Source organism: Rhodanobacter sp. K2T2 (assembly GCF_013408815.1).
Classification (GTDB): Bacteria; Pseudomonadota; Gammaproteobacteria; order Xanthomonadales; family Rhodanobacteraceae; genus Rhodanobacter.
Genome location: NZ_JACCCA010000004.1, coordinates 123,884 through 140,029, shown reverse-complemented (window position 1 = coordinate 140,029; position 16,146 = coordinate 123,884). Strand labels below are relative to the sequence as shown.

At 65.1% G+C, this 16,146-nt stretch carries 14 protein-coding genes; 2 read left to right on the top strand and 12 right to left on the bottom strand.

Annotated features, from left to right (window positions below; translation table 11 throughout):
- Nucleotides 1–31 precede the first annotated feature (31 nt).
- The gene (ligB, locus tag HDE78_RS08155) at nt 32–1,720 is read left to right on the top strand and encodes an NAD-dependent DNA ligase LigB (protein WP_179478082.1); all 1,689 of its coding nucleotides are present in this window, start codon (nt 32–34) and stop codon (nt 1,718–1,720) included.
- 14 nt (nt 1,721–1,734) lie between these two features.
- Here ligB and HDE78_RS08150 read toward each other — a convergent pair whose 3' ends face one another.
- The 5 genes from HDE78_RS08150 to dinG form a co-directional block, all read right to left on the bottom strand.
- On the bottom strand, nt 1,735–2,133 hold the full coding sequence (locus HDE78_RS08150) for a YchJ family metal-binding protein (RefSeq protein WP_179478080.1): 399 nt from the start codon (nt 2,131–2,133) through the stop codon (nt 1,735–1,737).
- 43 nt (nt 2,134–2,176) lie between these two features.
- Nucleotides 2,177–2,773: a DUF938 domain-containing protein gene (locus tag HDE78_RS08145; protein ID WP_179478078.1), complete on the bottom strand. Its 597-nt coding sequence runs from the start codon at nt 2,771–2,773 to the stop codon at nt 2,177–2,179.
- Nucleotides 2,774–2,837: 64 nt separating this feature from the next.
- Nucleotides 2,838–3,035, bottom strand: coding sequence for a hypothetical protein (locus HDE78_RS08140; protein WP_179478076.1), 198 nt, complete (start codon nt 3,033–3,035; stop codon nt 2,838–2,840).
- A gap of 126 nt (nt 3,036–3,161) precedes the next feature.
- Nucleotides 3,162–3,740, bottom strand: a complete 579-nt coding sequence (locus tag HDE78_RS08135) for a HutD family protein (protein WP_179478074.1) — start codon at nt 3,738–3,740, stop codon at nt 3,162–3,164.
- Nucleotides 3,737–5,842: an ATP-dependent DNA helicase DinG gene (dinG, locus tag HDE78_RS08130; protein ID WP_179478072.1), complete on the bottom strand. Its 2,106-nt coding sequence runs from the start codon at nt 5,840–5,842 to the stop codon at nt 3,737–3,739. Before dinG ends, HDE78_RS08135 begins: the two co-directional genes overlap by 4 nt.
- A gap of 254 nt (nt 5,843–6,096) precedes the next feature.
- On the opposite strand from dinG, the gene HDE78_RS08125 reads away from it, so the two are divergent.
- Nucleotides 6,097–9,042: an EAL domain-containing protein gene (locus HDE78_RS08125; protein WP_179478070.1), complete on the top strand. Its 2,946-nt coding sequence runs from the start codon at nt 6,097–6,099 to the stop codon at nt 9,040–9,042.
- 35 nt (nt 9,043–9,077) lie between these two features.
- Here the strand turns inward: HDE78_RS08125 and HDE78_RS08120 are convergent, their stop codons facing one another.
- From HDE78_RS08120 to hemH, 7 genes are all read right to left on the bottom strand, one after another.
- The gene (locus tag HDE78_RS08120; RefSeq protein WP_345776043.1) at nt 9,078–9,770 is read right to left on the bottom strand and encodes a DsbA family oxidoreductase; all 693 of its coding nucleotides are present in this window, start codon (nt 9,768–9,770) and stop codon (nt 9,078–9,080) included.
- An 81-nt stretch (nt 9,771–9,851) separates the two neighbouring features.
- Nucleotides 9,852–11,513 (bottom strand): NAD(P)/FAD-dependent oxidoreductase, encoded by a 1,662-nt coding sequence (locus tag HDE78_RS08115; protein WP_179478068.1) that lies wholly within the window; start codon nt 11,511–11,513, stop codon nt 9,852–9,854.
- A gap of 203 nt (nt 11,514–11,716) precedes the next feature.
- Entirely contained in the window at nt 11,717–11,935 is a 219-nt protein-coding gene (locus HDE78_RS08110) for a hypothetical protein (RefSeq protein ID WP_179478067.1), read from the bottom strand.
- A 152-nt stretch (nt 11,936–12,087) separates the two neighbouring features.
- Entirely contained in the window at nt 12,088–12,594 is a 507-nt protein-coding gene (locus tag HDE78_RS08105; protein WP_179478066.1) for a DUF1993 domain-containing protein, read from the bottom strand.
- Nucleotides 12,591–13,970: a TCR/Tet family MFS transporter gene (locus HDE78_RS08100; RefSeq protein ID WP_179478065.1), complete on the bottom strand. Its 1,380-nt coding sequence runs from the start codon at nt 13,968–13,970 to the stop codon at nt 12,591–12,593. Before HDE78_RS08100 ends, HDE78_RS08105 begins: the two co-directional genes overlap by 4 nt.
- Before the next feature lie 101 nt (nt 13,971–14,071).
- Entirely contained in the window at nt 14,072–14,917 is an 846-nt protein-coding gene (locus HDE78_RS08095) for an alpha/beta hydrolase (protein WP_179478064.1), read from the bottom strand.
- A complete protein-coding gene (gene hemH, locus HDE78_RS08090) occupies nt 14,901–16,034 on the bottom strand; it encodes a ferrochelatase (RefSeq protein ID WP_179478063.1) in 1,134 nt (377 codons plus the stop codon). The genes HDE78_RS08095 and hemH overlap by 17 nt, the downstream gene beginning before the upstream one ends.
- Nucleotides 16,035–16,146 lie beyond the last annotated feature (112 nt).

Below are 16,146 nucleotides of genomic sequence, written 5' to 3'. Positions count from 1 at the left end.
CTTCGGTATCCACCATGGACGGGTGATATCGATGCGCAAGACATGGCTGCTGCCGATGATGTTTCTCGCCGCATGGTGCATCACTGGCGCGCGCGCCCAGGACTGCCCCGCCTGGCCGCCCACGCAGGCGCGTGCGGAGATGCTTGCGCTGCACGATCGGTTGGATAGCTGGAATCGCGCGTACCGGGCGGGCGATCGGTCGCCGGTCGACGATGCGGTTTACGATCGGGCCTTGGAACGATTTCTGCGCTGGCGACGCTGCTTCCCCGCGCAGGCACCGGCAATTCCTGCGCATCTCGCCGACGCCACCGGCAATGTACGTGCGCCGGTCGCGCAGACCGGCCTGGCCAAGCTGCCCGATGCGGCGGCAGTCGGTGCATGGATGCAGGCACGTGGAAACACGGATCTCTGGGTACAGCCCAAGGCCGACGGTGTGGCCGTGACGCTTTTGTATATAAACGGCCAATTGAGCGAAGCCATTAGTCGCGGCGACGGACTGCACGGCTCGGATTGGACAGCTAAAGCACAAGTTATCGAGGCGATTCCCAAGCGTCTGCCGCATGCGCCGGCGCGCGTGGTGCTGCAGGGTGAAATCTACTGGCGCATTCCCTCTCACATTCAGGCCAGCGACGGCGGCATCAACGCACGCTCGGCCGTTGCCGGCGCGATGGCGCGCGACACGCTCGATGCCGCCACCGCCGCACGCATCGGCCTGTTTGTCTGGGACTGGCCGAGCGGTCCCGCCGATATGTCATCACGACTGGCAGGCATGCAGGCCATGGGCTTGATCGATAGCGTGAGCTATACCCGCGCGGTGGGTTCCATCGACGACGTGCAGCACTGGCGCGCGCAGTGGTATCGCCAGGGCATGCCGTTCGCCGCCGATGGCACCGTGGTGCGTCAGGGCCGCCGACCGGCCGCATCGACGTGGCCGGCCACGCCACCGGCGTGGGCCGTGGCGTGGAAATATCCGGCCGCGCAGGCGCTGGCCGAAGTGCGCGCGGTAACCTTCACCGTAGGTCGCAGCGGTCGCATCACACCCGTGCTGGAACTGGAGCCGGTGCAGCTGGACGATCATCGCGTGCAGCGCGTCAGCATCGGTTCGGTGGCGCGCTGGAAGGAGCTCGATATCCGCCCCGGCGATCAGGTCGAGATTGCCCTCGCGGGCTTGACCATTCCGCGCCTGCAGTCGGTAGTCTGGCGCACGCAGGTGCGCGCGCCGGTGACCGTGCCCGATCCGCAGACGCACGATCCGTTGAGCTGCTGGCAGATGGCGCCCGGCTGCGAAGCGCAGTTCCGCGCGCGACTGGTCTGGCTCGGCGGCAAACGCGGCCTGCATCTGGATGGCCTCGGTGCGGATACCTGGCAGGCCTTGATCGACGCGGGGCTTATCCATGATCTGCTGGACTGGCTGAGCCTCACGCCTGCGCAGCTGGTCAAGGTGCCGGGTCTGGGGCAGGCGCGCGCGGCGTCCCTGGCACAGACCTTTGCCGATGCGCGCAAGCGGCCTTTCGCCGACTGGCTTCGTGCGATGGGCATGCCGCCGACCGCGGATATGGCGCTGCCCGACTGGGCGACGCTTAGCCCTCGCAGCGCGGAAGACTGGCAAGCGGCAGGCGCCGGTCGCGCGAAATCGGAACGCCTGGCGGCGTTTTTTGCGCATCCTCAGGTTCGTGCGCATGCCATAAAGCTGCACGCGATCGGGGTGCAGGGTTTTTGAACGCGTCTACCGAGTCAGCTTTTCATCTGGCCGTCGAGGTAATACCACTGGGCGTCCTCCCGCACGAAGCGACTGGTCTCGTGCTGGCGCTGCGCCCGCCCGCCACCGAGGCGATAGCGCGCGACGAACTCCACGCTGGCGTGGTTTTCATCCACGTCGTGATGCTGGCGAATGTCCAGTCCCAGCCAAGTGGGTAGGGGTTGCTTTGCATCGAGGCCCAGTGACACGGGCCGAGAGGAGGCGTGCCAGCTGGCCAGAAGAAAATCCTCGCGTTTCAGCACGTAAGCGCTGTAGCGGGCGCGCATCAATTGCTCGGCGGTGATCGCGAGCTGGCCTTCGTGTAGGCGGCCGCAGCAGCCTTGGTATCCGGCCGGGTTGCCGCAGGGGCAGGGCGTGGTGTCGGTCGATGTCATGGCGTCTTTTTACGCGAATCGCCCGGTTTTCCCTAGCGGCGTTTCAAGTGCCTTGCCTGCGCCAGACCCGGCAGCGGTTATTGGCCGGCATGGCGATGTCGTCGATCAGGGTGAAGCCGGCGCGTGTCGCCAGCGCATCCACGGCTTCGGCGTCGCGTATGCCCATGTGCGAGCCGCGTGACTGCAGCGATCGATCGAAGGCTGCGTTGCTCTCGCTGCTATAGCGTCCGGCATCATTGAACGGGCCGTAGATGATCAGCGTGGCGCCGATGTCGGTCACGTGCGGCAACCGGGCGAAAAGCTGCTCGACCTCGGACCACGCCATGATGTGCAGCGTGTTGGCGCTGAATACGGCGTCGAAGCGATCGTCAGGCCAAGGGCTGCTCACGTCCAGCATCAGCGGCGGCGGGGTATTCGACAAGGCGGCCTCGTCCAGCCACGCGCGAATGCCGGGAAGATTTTCTTCACGGTCCGAGGCCTGCCAGATCAGCTGCGGCAGATGGGCGGCGAAATATGCCGCGTGCTGGCCGGTACCGCTGCCGATTTCCAGCACCCGTCGGGCACCGGCAAAATGTTCGCGCAACACGGCGAGGATCGGATCGCGATTGCGTTCGCACGCAGGCGAATGCGGCTTGTTCATACCGTCAGTGCAACCGGAGTGGGACGGCCAAGCCAGGCGCGGCCGCCGGAAGCGCGCGAGCTACTCAGGCCGGATGACCGCGCAGCACGCGTGCCGGCAGAAACAGAATGGCAGTGAGCAGCGCAAACACGGCGCCGACGGTGATGCCGACCAGCCGGAACGGCAGGGCGATCAGCCAGACGATGGGATAGAGCACCAGCGCCAGCAGCGCCAGCGGCCAGCAGAAAACCAGCAGCAACAGCCAGAGCACGAACCCGACCATGTCACGCCCTCCGCGTAGGTAGTGCGACAACTCTAGCGCAGACGGCTGGCGCTGCGTAGATGACTCTCGACACCCCGGTCGGAGACGTTCGATATCGGCTGCGCCGCCAGGGCTGATGTCAGAGCTTCAAGCCTTTGGACGAATGCGGATCGCGAGCGCAACGGCGCCGTCGCGAAGCGTTACCTGGCTTCGCCCGGAACCGTTTCGCCAGGTATCCCCGGCGTGCAATACGCCGACGGCCGTATCGATCTCAGCGCGTGCCGCGTAGACAAGAACCACATCGGGCTCTAGTCGGTAGGTGCCGGGTTCTGCCATGACGACGACGTCGCCCCAGGCTTCTGCCCGGCGCACCATCAGATTGAAATCACGGGTCGCGCCATCGACCAGCGTCACGGCTATCGTGGCTTCGCCGGCAAACGCGAACGGTACGAACGGCGTATCCAGTGCGTGCTTGCGATCGTCGTCCAGCGTCATGATGAAACCGGCCCCTTCGAGCAGCACGATATGGCGGTCGATACCCGGGAAGGATGAGAATGGCGCGGCGCTGTTTACTTCGGCGACGCTGACTCGCCACAGAAAGTGGTCGGTATGTGATTCGGACGGCTGGACGGCTATTTCCTGCGTCGTTCCCATGCCGTTTTTCCACGGCACGGAAAGACAATCGCTGCGGCGAATGATCGATGAATCGTCGGAAGGCTTGCTCATGCGGTGCGCTCGATCACGCGTTGAAACGGCGGTAGGGCGCGCAGCATGCCGGCGCCGTAGCGCTTCAGTATCACGCGGCGATCCAGCAGCACGATGCGGCCCTGATCGGTTTCGTTGCGGATCAGGCGGCCGCAGTACTGCGTCAGCAGCCGTGTCGCCTCGGGAACGCTCACCTCAAGAAACGGATTGCGGCCGCGCGATTCCAGCCACTCCGCATACGTGGCGCCGACAGGGTCGGTCGGCACGGCGAACGGCAGCTGGGTAATCACCACCGTCTCGCACAGCTTGCCTGGCAGATCGAGGCCTTCGCCGAACGAGGCGAGGCCAAAAAGCGTGCTGCCCTTACCGGCCTCGATATCGGCGCAGTGCTCGGCGACCAGCTGCGATTTGCCCAGTGAGCCCTGCGCTCGCACTTTGCGCACGTTCGCGATTGGCAGCTTCTGCAGCACGCGATCGAGCTTGGCGCGCGAGGTGAACAGCACCAGGTTGCCTGCGTCCCAGTCGAGGTTGTCGGCGAGCCATTCGCTGATTTCCTCGGCATGCGCTTCGCGCGCTTCGGGCAGGGTGCGCATGGCCGGAATTTCCAGTCTGGCCTGGCTGGCCAGATCGAACGGCGAAGGCAGGCTCACGCACACCGCGTCATCGGGCAGGCCGACCGAGTCGGCGAAGCCGCGGAAGTTGCCGCCCGCGCTCAGCGTGGCCGAGGTCATCACCACGCCGCTGGCATTGCCCCACAGCACGGCGCCGAGCATGCCGCCAGCAGATACGGCCGAGGCATGACAGACCAGCTGCTGGTCGGCGGTGAGGGTGACCCAGCGCGCCAGTGGCGGCGCGTTGTCCACGTCGCTGGCAGCCCAGGATCGCCAGCAGCGCGCCTGCTTTTCCAGACGTTCCAGCGCGATGCCGAGTTCGCGCGACAACGCTTCCTGGGTCGGGCCGCCGTCGGTCATTTCGACCACCGCACGGCGCACCGCATTCAACCAGCGCTGGATTTCATCGGTGTAGACGCTCAATACCCGCGCGTGCTCCACCCACGGTTCGGGCAGTTGGCCGAGCGAGCCGCGGTACATCGGCTCGGCCTCGGCCGGATCGGGGAGCCAGCCGAGGCGAATCTCGCGTTCGAGTTCCTCCAGCGCATTGCTGAGCTCCTGCAGTTTCTCGTCGCCCTTGTCGAGGCTGAGCTTGCCGATCGACTCCTTGTCCGTCAGCGAGTAGGCCGCATGCACCTGCCGGCCGAGTCTGCTCAGCTGGCGGGCGCTGAGGGTCATGTAGACCTCGGCGGTGCCGCGATCGATCGCCTTGGCCGCCACATGATGGCCTTCGTCGAAGATGTAGAGCGTTTCGTCCGGCCGCGGCAGGATGATGCCGCCCCAGCCTTCGTCCTCGCCTGGCATGGTGAGGTCGGCCAGCACTAGATCCTGATTGGCGACGATGATCTCGGCATCGTCCACCGCGCGGCGCGCGGCGAAAAACGGGCAGACCATAAAGTGTGCGCACTTGCGGCTGGTGCAGCCGCCGGCGCTGGTGGTGATCATGGGCCGAACCAGGTCGCTCACCGGTTCCGGCGCGGTGTCCATGTCGCCGTCCCACTCGCGGCGATCGAAGGCGGCGCTGAGCTTGACCAGCGTCTGCTTGTCGCGCGCTGCCGGCGGTTTGCTCCAGATCGCCAGGTCGGCGTCCATGCCGGCCAGGCCCATCTGGCCGGAATCGTCGAGGCTGGCGGTGGCCATGGCCAGATTGCGCGGACAAAGGTAGCGGCCGCGGCCCTTGGCCAGCGCTACCTTGGCCTCGATGCCGTTAAGCCGCAGATACTGCGGGATATCCCGCTGCACCAGCTGCTCCTGCAGGGCCACGGTGGCCGTGGCAATCAGCAGCCGCTTTTTCTGGAAGCGCGCCACTTCCAGGCCGGCGATCAGGTACGCCATCGATTTGCCGGTGCCGGTCGGCGCCTCGATCACCGCCACGCCGCCGGTCTGGCCCAGTGCCTTGGCTACCTCGGCAATCATCTTGCCCTGCGACGCGCGCGGGCGGAAACCCGGCAAACCGTCCTTGATGCGTGCATAGGAAGCGCGGATGGCATCTTTCGTGCTGTCAGCGAGCATGGATGAGTGGTTCAGCCTGTGGCGCGAGTGAGGTGCGTAATGGTCGGGGAGCGAGTGAATCATTCAGCGGCATCGACGAGTCGTGCATCGCCATCGGTGCGTGCATGGGCGCGCGGACGGCGCAAGAAAATCCGCTGCGGAAACCATTCGTTAGTTTATCGCCATTGTCGTCGGGCGGCTTTGTTGGTTTGCCCGAAGGGGTATGCTAGTCAAATGGTGAGCGTTGGTAAGCACGGGCTTGGGGGAGTCCATCGATGAATGACGTGGACGTGAAGTCGGCCCACAGCTCCACGCATCTGCTATGGCTGACGCGGCTGATCGCGGCCAATACGCCCGAAGAAGTTGCCACGGTGATCGCTGGCGCCTTGCTTGAGCACCCTCATTGCGCGGCCGCCTCGGTGGTGTGGGCGCTGGATCAACCGGGCAAGCATCGCTGCGTGCCGCCGACTCGTTTTGCTGATGAAGACTGGACTTGGCTCTACGCGGCGGCCAGTTCCGGCAAGCCGCAGTGGAGCGCGCAGGGCGATCGCATGGCCCTGCGCCTGTGCGAAATGCCCGAGTCGGCGCTGATAGTGGTGGCATTGCATCCGGGCTACGAGTGGTCCGACGTTCCCGACGAGCTGAAGGCGCCGATCGTATTGGCCGGCCAGTACCTGCGTCGCGCGCTGGAGTGGTCCGAACTGCAGTACTCGCACCTGCAGTTGGAGCGTTCCGAAACGCTGCAGCGCGCGCTGTTCGCCATCTCCGACATGGCCGGCTCCGATCGCGATATGCCCGACATGCTGCGCGGCATCCACGCTATCGTCAGCACGCTGATGTATGCGGAAAATTTTTTTATCGTGCAGCTCAATCGCGAGCGCGACACGATTCGCTTCCTGTATTTCGTCGATACAGAGGATTCGACTCCGCCGGGCGACTTTCAGGACATGCCGCTGCAGGACATTGAGCACTCGCTGACCTGGTACGTCATCAAGGATGGTAAGGCCCGCATGGGTACGGCCGAGCAGCTGTTGGCCCAGGTTGCCGGCCCGGTGATTCAGATCGGTTCGGACAGCCACGAATGGCTCGGCGTGCCGATGCTGCGCGACGGCCAGCCCGGCGGCGCGCTGGTGGTGCAGAGCTATCAGGCCGGCATCGGTTTCACGCAGGACGATCTGAACCTGCTGGAGTTCGTCGGCAGCCATATCCTCACCGCGTTGGAGCGCAAGCAGACCAAGGAGGATTTGGAGCGCCGCGTGCAGCTGCGCACGCTGCAGCTGGCCGAGGCCAATCGTGGGTTGCAGCAGGAGGTCCTGGAGCGCCAGCGCGCCGAATATCTGCAGACGGCGCTGTTTCGCATCGCGCAGCTGGCGACGGCCGACATCGATCAGCAGGAGTTCTATCGCCGCGTGCACTCGGTGGTGGGCGAGCTGCTGAATGCGGAAAACTTTTTTATCGGCCTGCTTTCCGATGATCGTCAGCAACTGATGTTTCCCTATGCGGTCGATGCGGTGGATGAGCCGCCGCCGAGTCGCCGGCTCGGGCGCGGGCTCAGCGAGTTCGTGCTGCACAGTGGCGTCGCGCTGCGCGCCGACAATACCGACATCGGGCGAATGGAGACGCTCGGTCAGATCGCTTCCGGGCGCACCGGTTCGCCCGCGCGCTGCTGGCTCGGCGTGCCGCTCATCGTCGGCGACGAGGTGATCGGTCTGGTCACGGTGCAGAGTTACACCGAGGAAAATGCCTACGATGCCGCCGACGAGGAGCTGCTCACCTTCGTCGCCACGCAGATCGCCAACAGCCTGACGCGGAGGCGTGCGGCCGAATCGCTGCGTCGGGCCTACGAGCAGCTTGAGCATCGCGTGGAAGAGCGCACGCAGGCGCTGCGCAAGGAAATTATCGAACGCGAGCGGATCCAGGATCAGCTCAAGCACCAGGTCATGCACGACTCGCTCACTGGGCTGCCCAACCGCAGTTATCTGCGTGACCGCATCAATCGCGTGCTCAACCTGCTCAAGCACGAACCGCTGCACCGCTGTGCGCTGCTGTATCTGGATATCGATCGGTTCAAGATCATCAACGACAGCCTGGGTCATCTGGCTGGCGATGACGTGTTGAAAGAGGTGGCGGCTCGATTGGCCAGCTGCGTGCGTCATCCCGATCTGGTGGCGCGACTGGCCGGCGACGAGTTCGCCATTCTGCTGGAAAACGTCGAAGACGCCTCGATCGCCACCGCGGTGGCGCAGCGCGTGCTCGATGCGCTGAGCGCGCCGATGCCGGTGGCCGGCAAGGAATTGCAGCCTACCGCCAGCGTCGGTATCGCCATTGGCGACAGCCACTACCACGACGCCGACGAAGTGCTGCGCGACGCGGACATCGCGCTATACCGCGCGAAGGAATTGGGCCGTAAGCGTTACGAGCTGTTCGACGAGACGCTGGCGAAAAACGTGGTCGACGTGCTGGCGATGGAGGTCGACTTGCGTCGGGCGCTGCAGCAACAGCAGTTCGAGCCTTACTTCCAGCCGATCTGCCGACTCGACGGCGGTCAGGTCGTGGGATACGAGGCGCTGATCCGCTGGAACCACCCGCAGCGCGGACTGCTGCGGCCGGCGGATTTTCTCAAGATCGCCGAGGACAGCGGGCTGATCGAGGAGATCGACTGGCGCATGTTCGAACTCAGCTGCGGCCTGCTAGCTGGCCACGGCTCGGATGAGATCTTCATGACGTTCAACGTGTCGGCACTGCATCTGCGTCACGCCGATTTCGACACGCGGCTGATCCAGCTCCTGCAAAAAACCGGGCTGCCGCCGCCACGACTGGTGGCCGAGGTGACCGAGGGTGCGCTGCTGGACAATCCCGAACGCGTGCGCGGCACGCTCGACCGGCTGCGCAGCATCGGTGTCGGCGCGGCGCTGGACGATTTCGGCACCGGCTATTCGTCGCTGAGTTATCTGCACTCGCTGCCGCTGCGCATGCTGAAGATCGATCGCGCCTTCGTGCTGGAGCTGGACAAGGAAGGCAATACCAACAGCACCACCGTGGTGGCTGCCATTCTCGCGCTGGCGCGTGCACTCAACATCCAAGTGATTGCCGAAGGCATCGAGACGCAGGCACAGCGCGATGCCCTGCTGGCGATGGGCTGCGAGATGGGCCAGGGCTATCTGCTCGGTCGCCCCGCGCCGATCCGGCAGTGGCTGGAGCCGCACAAGCCGACCGCATAGGTTGCTCGCTCGGCAGGCATCGAACCCAGGCAGAATCAGGCCGGCTGAATGATCTGCCGCAGCGCCTGTTCGAACGCCTCCGGCGGCTGCCCGCCGGAAATCAGATGACGATCGTTGATGATCGTGGCCGGCACCGACTGGATGCCGTGCTGCAAGTAGAACTGCTCCTGCGCGCGCACTTCATCGGCATACACATTGCTGGCGAGAATGCGCTTCGCCTCGGCCGCATCCAGGCCGACTTCCTCGGCCAGTCGCTGCAGCACCGCATGGTCACTGACATCGTCGCCATCGGTGAAATAGGCGCGCAGCAGCACCTGCTTCAGCGGCACGTGCCTGCGCTCCAGCTCGGCCCAGTGCAGCAGCCGGTGCGCGTCGAAGGTGTTGTAGACGCGGGTGTGGCGATCCATGCGGAACGTCACGCCCAGCGAAGCGCCGCGAGCGCGGATGTTTTCGCGATTGACGTCGATCTGTTCGGCCGTGCTGCCGTACTTGCGCATCAGATGTTCGGTGGAATTCTCGCCTTCGCGCGGCATGTTCGGATTCAGCTCGAATGGCTGGAAATGAATGTCGGCAGCCACCTCGTCGCCGAGACTTGCCAGCGCCTGGCGCAGCGAGGCCAGTCCGATCGCGCACCACGGACACGATACGTCGGAGACGAAATCGATCTTGATCGGAACGGGTTTGACGGGCGCCGGCTTGGCAGCGGCGGTTTTGGCTGGATCGGTCACGGAGATACCTCGGTGCGTGCTTGAAACCCACATATAGGGACGCTTGACGCAGCAATCAATTCCGCGAGAACGATTAACCGATCAGTGCGCCACGATACTGAGCGCCACCGCTTCGGCGACCTTGATGCCGTCGACGGCGGCGGAAAGAATGCCGCCGGCGTAGCCCGCGCCTTCGCCGGCGGGATAGAGGCCGCGCGTATTGAGGCTTTGAAAACTGTCGTCGCGCTTGATGCGCACCGGTGACGAGGTGCGCGTTTCCACGCCGGTGAGTACCGCGTCGTGCAGGGCGAAGCCTCTGATCTGACGGTCGAACGCGGGCAGCGCTTCGCGAATCGCTTCGATCGCATAGGCCGGCAGCGCGCTGTCGAGGCTGCCCAGCGTAACGCCGGGCTTGAACGAGGGTTCGACGTCGCCTAACTCGCGCGACGGCTGCGCGGCAATGAAATCGCCGACCAGCTGGCCGGGCGCGTTGTAGTTTTCGCCGCCCAGCGCATACGCGCGACTTTCCAGCGCCCGCTGCAGCGCGATGCCGGCGAGCGGGTGGATCTGCCCGTCGGTGGATGCCGGATCGAATGGTACGAAGTCCGCCGGCTCGATGCCCACCACGATCGCGGCGTTGGCGTTGCGTTCGTTGCGCGAGTACTGGCTCATGCCGTTGGTGACCACGCGTCCGGGCTCCGACATCGCGGCTACCACGGTGCCGCCGGGGCACATGCAGAAGCTGTAGACCGAGCGCCCCCTGCCGGCGTGATCGCCGGTGACGTGATGCACCAGCTTGTAATCGGCGGCGCCGAGCAGCGGATGGCCGGCCTGCGCACCGAAGCGCGCGCGGTCGATGATCGATTGCGGATGCTCGACCCGAAAGCCGATCGAGAACGGTTTGGCTTCCAGGTAGACGTTGCGTTTGTGCAGCATCTCGAAGGTGTCACGCGCGCTGTGGCCGATCGCCAGCACCACGTGATCGGCGAGGATTTCTTCGCCGCCTTCCAGGCTCACGCCGCGCAGCTGGCGCTTGCCATCGGCACCGATGTCGATCAGCAAATCGTCGACGCGGCGGCCGAAGCGGATCTCGCCACCCAGCGACTCGATCGTGGCGCGCATGTTCTCCACCATCGTCACCAGCCGAAAGGTGCCGATATGCGGCTTGCTGACGTAGAGAATTTCTTCCGGCGCACCGGCCTTGACGAACTCGGTGAGCACCTTGCGGCCGTGATGCTGCGGATCGCGGATCTGGCTCCACAGCTTGCCGTCGGAAAACGTGCCGGCGCCACCCTCGCCGAATTGCACATTGGATTCGGGATGCAGGTTGCGCTTGCGCCAGAGATCCCAGGTGTCCTTGGTACGCTCGCGCACGGCCTTGCCGCGGTCGAGGATGATCGGACGAAAACCCATCTGCGCCAGGATCAGTCCGGCAAACAGCCCGCACGGCCCGGTGCCGATGACAACGGGCCGCCGCGGCAGCTGCGTCGGCGCCTGCGTGACGAAGCGGTAGCTCGTGTCCGGCGTAGGCCCGATATTCTTATCGCCGGCAAACCGCTGCAGCAGTTCGGCTTCGCGCGGCGTATCGACATCCAGCGCGTAGATCAGCAATATCGCGCCGCGCTTGCGCGCGTCGTAGCTGCGCTTGGCCACTGTGAAGCTCAGCGGCTCTTTCGCATCCAGTTTGAGCCGCGCACGGATCGCCTTGGGCAATGCCTCGTCGGGATGGTCCAGCGGCAGCTTGAGGTCGGTGATTCGCAGCATGAGGGGTGGGAGGCAGTCGATCGGCGCGGCTGAGCGCAGCGGCTCGGTCGGCTATTGTCGATGCGATCGCGTGAGGCGACAAGGCGCGCTGTAACTTCGGTCTTACATGGCAAACCGGGATGGATATGCCGTGGCGCGTGGAAATCGGTCGCGCTGGGAAAATTGAGCGGCCACGCTGCGAACAGGTGCCCCGCCGCGTCACCTCACGCGGCCAGCATGGTCAGAAATTGCTCGCCGGTTGCCTGCGGGTGGAGCAGCAGATAGCGCGTGCCCTGACTGCCGTGGCGGCGTGCAGCCGCCCTGCAGATCAGACCATCGCAAGCCGCTTCCGCCGGCAGCATGGGCGAATCGGCTTGGCGTGGACCGCGGCTGATCGAACCGTGCTGCGGTCCACCAACGATGATGTATTCGATATGTTCCATGAGAGCTCCCTCGCCGAATGGGTTTTCGTGGTACGCCTCAGTTGATGCAGGGGGCGCGCCAGCAGGCGAGGGCAAATCGAGGTACGCATCACAGTTCGGCAAGGTGCATGACGGCGGCGAGCCGCCGTCATGCAGACACTTTGAACAGGCTCTCAGGCCTTGCCGATAAAGTCCTGCTTGCCCAGTTCCGCGCCGGACTCGCGCAGGATGTTGTAGGCGGTGGTGCAGTGGAAAAACACGTTCGGGAAAACGAAATCGAGCAGGTAGCTCTGGCCTTCGAAGTTCAGCTCGCCATTGCGGGTCTTCATGGTGATCGCGCGCGTTTCGCTGCCGTCGATCTGCTCGGGGGTAAAGGTCTGGATGTACTCGACCGCGCGGGCGATGCGTGCCTGCAGCTCGTCCAGCGTGGTTTCGGTGTCGTCGAACTTCAACGGCTCCACGCCCGCCAGGCGAGCCACGCCGTTCTTGGCCATGTCGGTGGCGATCTGTACCTGCTTGACCAGCGGCAGCATGTCTGTGATCAGCCGCGTCTGCAGCAGGGTCTGGTCGGTGACGCTCTTCACCGCAGCGTGCTCGGCACCCTTCTTAAGGACATGGGCAAGGTTTTCGAGCGCGCGAACGGTGACGGGTACAGCGGTCTGATACATCGAAATGGTCACGGTGGTGTTTCCTTTGAGTCGTGCTGAAAAGATGTGAGGGGACGGTCATTGCTGGCCAGCGGCTCGTCGCATGGCGGTTCGGGCGTAAAGTGCTTGAACGGCATCACCGGCGCGAGTTCATCGCTGGCCGCTGGCGCGACAATCTTGTCGGCGCGCGTCATGCTGAAGGCGATCAGCGCGGAGACCAGCAGCAGCGCCGCACTGAGAATGAACGCCGCGCCCGGCAAGTGAACCGGCGCATGGTCGCTGATGAACAGCGCGAAGATATTGGCGAACAGCGCCGGTCCGAAGATACCGGCGAGGCTGGCCAGGCTGGTCAGCGCGCCCTGCAGCCGGCCCTGCTCGTGTGGATCGACCTGCTGGGTCATCATCGCCTGCGCCGGCGGACCGGCCAGTCCGCCCAGGCAGAGAAACGGAATGCCGGCCAGAAAAACCCAGGCGACAGGCGCCAGCCCTAAGAAAAAGTAGCCGACCACGCACAGCAGCAAGCCGCCGATAATCAGCCGGCGCTCGCCGAACGTCGGCATCAGTCGGCGCACCAGTACGGCCTGCACCAGCCCGCTGCACAGGCCGACCAGGGCCAGCGTATAGCCCACCGCCTGCGGCCCCCAGCCGTAGCGGTAGTCGGTATAGAGCACGTAGGTCGAATTGAGCGAGAACTGCGCCAGGTTGATCAGAAAAAACACCGCGGCCAGGCCGAACACCTGCGGATAGCGGCGCAGCAGGATCAGTGCGCCCAGCGGGTTGGCCTCGCGCCAGGCGAATCGCACCGTGCGTTTTTCCTTTGGCAGCGATTCGGGCAGCACGAACAGGCCGTAGGCAAAGTTGATCAGCGACAGCACGCCGGCAATCCAGAACGGCAGGCGGATCGACAGATGACCGAGAAAGCCGCCCAGTGCCGGGCCGATGATGAAACCGACACCGAAAGCCGCACCCAGCGTGCCGAACGCGGCGGCGCGCTTCTCCTTCGGCGTGATGTCGGCTATGTAAGCGTTGGCGGTCGAAAAGCTGGCCGCGCATACGCCGGAAATCGCGCGTCCGACAAACAGCAGCCACAGCGACGGTGCAATGGCCATCACCACAAAATCGACACCAAGGCCGAAGCTGGAAATCAGGATCACCGTGCGCCGCCCGTAGCGATCAGACAGCGCGCCCTGCACCGGCGAAAACACGAACTGCATCAGCATGAACAGCGCGCCGAACGCGCCCGACCAGACCGCCGCCTTCGCGATGCTGCCGCCGATCAGATCCACGATCAGATGCGGCAGCACCGGAATGATGATGCCGAACGCCAGCATGTCGACCATCACCGTGACAAAGATGAAAGTCAGCGCGGCGCGACGGTGGGTAGATTCGGAGGTCGGCAGCGGGCTCATGGGTCAGGGCTGGGCAATGAGACGTGCACGATAACCGAACGCCGCCGCACAATCCTGCGGCTGAAAGGCATTTGGGCCTGAGGTTCGGGTAACGGGCGGCGCTAGGCAGGCGCGCCGATCCAGTCCGCGACGGCGGCCGGCTGTTCCAGATGCAGATGATGGCCGCCGGCCAGATGGTTGACGACGATGTTCGGCACGCAATCGGCGCGCGCCTGCATCGGGGCGCTGGGCAGGTAGGGCGTCGCGGGCTCGGCGAGCAGCAGCGCGCTGGGCGCTTCGATACCGCGCAGGATGGCGTGGATTTGCGACTCGGCCTGGCGCATGGCGCTGGTCTGCATTAGCCGCGGATCGCTGCGCCAGCGCCAGCCGCCCTCGGTTTCGATCAGGCCGCGCGTGACGATCGGTCGCGCCAGCTCTGCCGCCAGTCCGCTGGCCATCACCCGCGCGCTCACCGCTTGTTCGACATCGCGAAACACGCGCAGCGGTTTGCGGTTGCCGACATGTGGCGTCAGTGCCTCACGAAAGCGCTTCAACGTCTGTGTGCCGTCGTCGCCGAGCGGACCGAGGCCCTCGATCAGGCAAAGGCGTTCAATGCGCTGCGGCGTCGCGGCGGCAACCAGGGCGGCGATGCCGGCACCCATCGAGTGGCCGAGCAAGGTGTAGCGATCGAGCTGCAACGCGTCCGCCGCGTCGAGCACGGCGCGCACGTAGTCGAGGTAGTAGTAGCTGGCGCCGCTCGCCAGGTGATCGGAATGGCCGTGACCGGGCAGATCCAGCGCGATTACCTTATATCGCTCGGTCAGCCGCGGCGCGAGCAGCGCATAGCTGCCGGCGTTGTCCAGCCAGCCGTGCAGGGCCAGTAGCGGCGGCGCGCTATCGTCACCCCAGACCTGCACCGCCAGCGCGAGATGCGGCAGGGCGATGCGGCGTTCAGTCGGCGCGATCACGCAAGGCCTTGGCGCGGCGGTCGGCATCGACGACGCGCTGTTTCGCGGCGGCGGGATCGTAGTCGGTGGCAAACTCGTCCCAGCCCTGGCCGTGGCGTAGGATCAGCGCCGCGAGACTGCTGACCTGCTCGGCGCTGTCATTCAATGCGGGGATGTAGCGCAGCGTGCTGCCGCCGGCTTCGATAAAAAAATCCCGGTTCTGCATGGCGATTTCTTCCAGCGTTTCCAGACAGTCGACCGAAAACCCGGGGCAGGCGACGTCGAGACGTTTCACGCCCTCGGCGGCGAGCTTGCGCACGATCTGGTCGGTGTACGGATGCAGCCAGCGCTCGCGCCCCACGCGCGACTGAAAGCTGATCACCAGCTTGTCCTCGGTCAGACCCAGCCGTTCGCGCAGCAGGCGCGCGGTGGCATGACACTGGCAGAAATACGGGTCGCCGGCATGCAGGTAGCGCTCGGGGATGCCGTGGAAGGACAGCAGCAGCTTGTCGCCGCGGCCGTTAGTCTGCCACCAGCGCTCGATGCTGGTCGCCAGCGCGCCGATATGCAGCGGATCGTTGTGGTAGTCGTTGATGATGCGCAGCTCGGGCGGCCAGCGCAGCGTTTTATAGGTGTCCATCACCGCGTCGATGACCGAGCCGGACGACGTCGCCGAATACTGTGGATACATCGGCAGCACGAGCAGCTTGCGTACGCCTTCGCGCTGCAGTCGTTCGATGGTGCTGGCGACCGACGGTTCGCCGTAGCGCATGGCTAGCGCCACGCGAATCGGGCCGTTCGGGCGCTGGCGGCTCAGCTCGGTCTGCAGTCCGGCGGCCAGCGCCTCGCTGCCGACGCGAAGCGGCGAGCCCTGTTCGGTCCAGACCTTGGCGTAGGCGTGGGCCGAGCGCGTGGGCCGCAGCCGAAGAATCACACCGTGCAGGATCAGCCACCACAGCCAGCGGCGCACTTCGATCACGCGCGGGTCGCTGAGAAATTCGGCCAGATACGGCCGCACGGCTTTGGCCGTGGGCGCGGCCGGTGTTCCCAGATTGACCAGCAGCACGCCAGCCTGAACGGGCGGCAGGGGCTGCCCGTTGGAATGACCGGCAACGCCGGTATAGTTGTTGTAGGGCATGGTGGCGTCGCGCTTGAAGCAGGCGCATGAGTCTGCCACAAGCCTCGCGCGCTGCGGTGCGCGGCGTCATTAGCTTATTCATCTCCAGCCTCAACTCTTCCACCCTCACGCG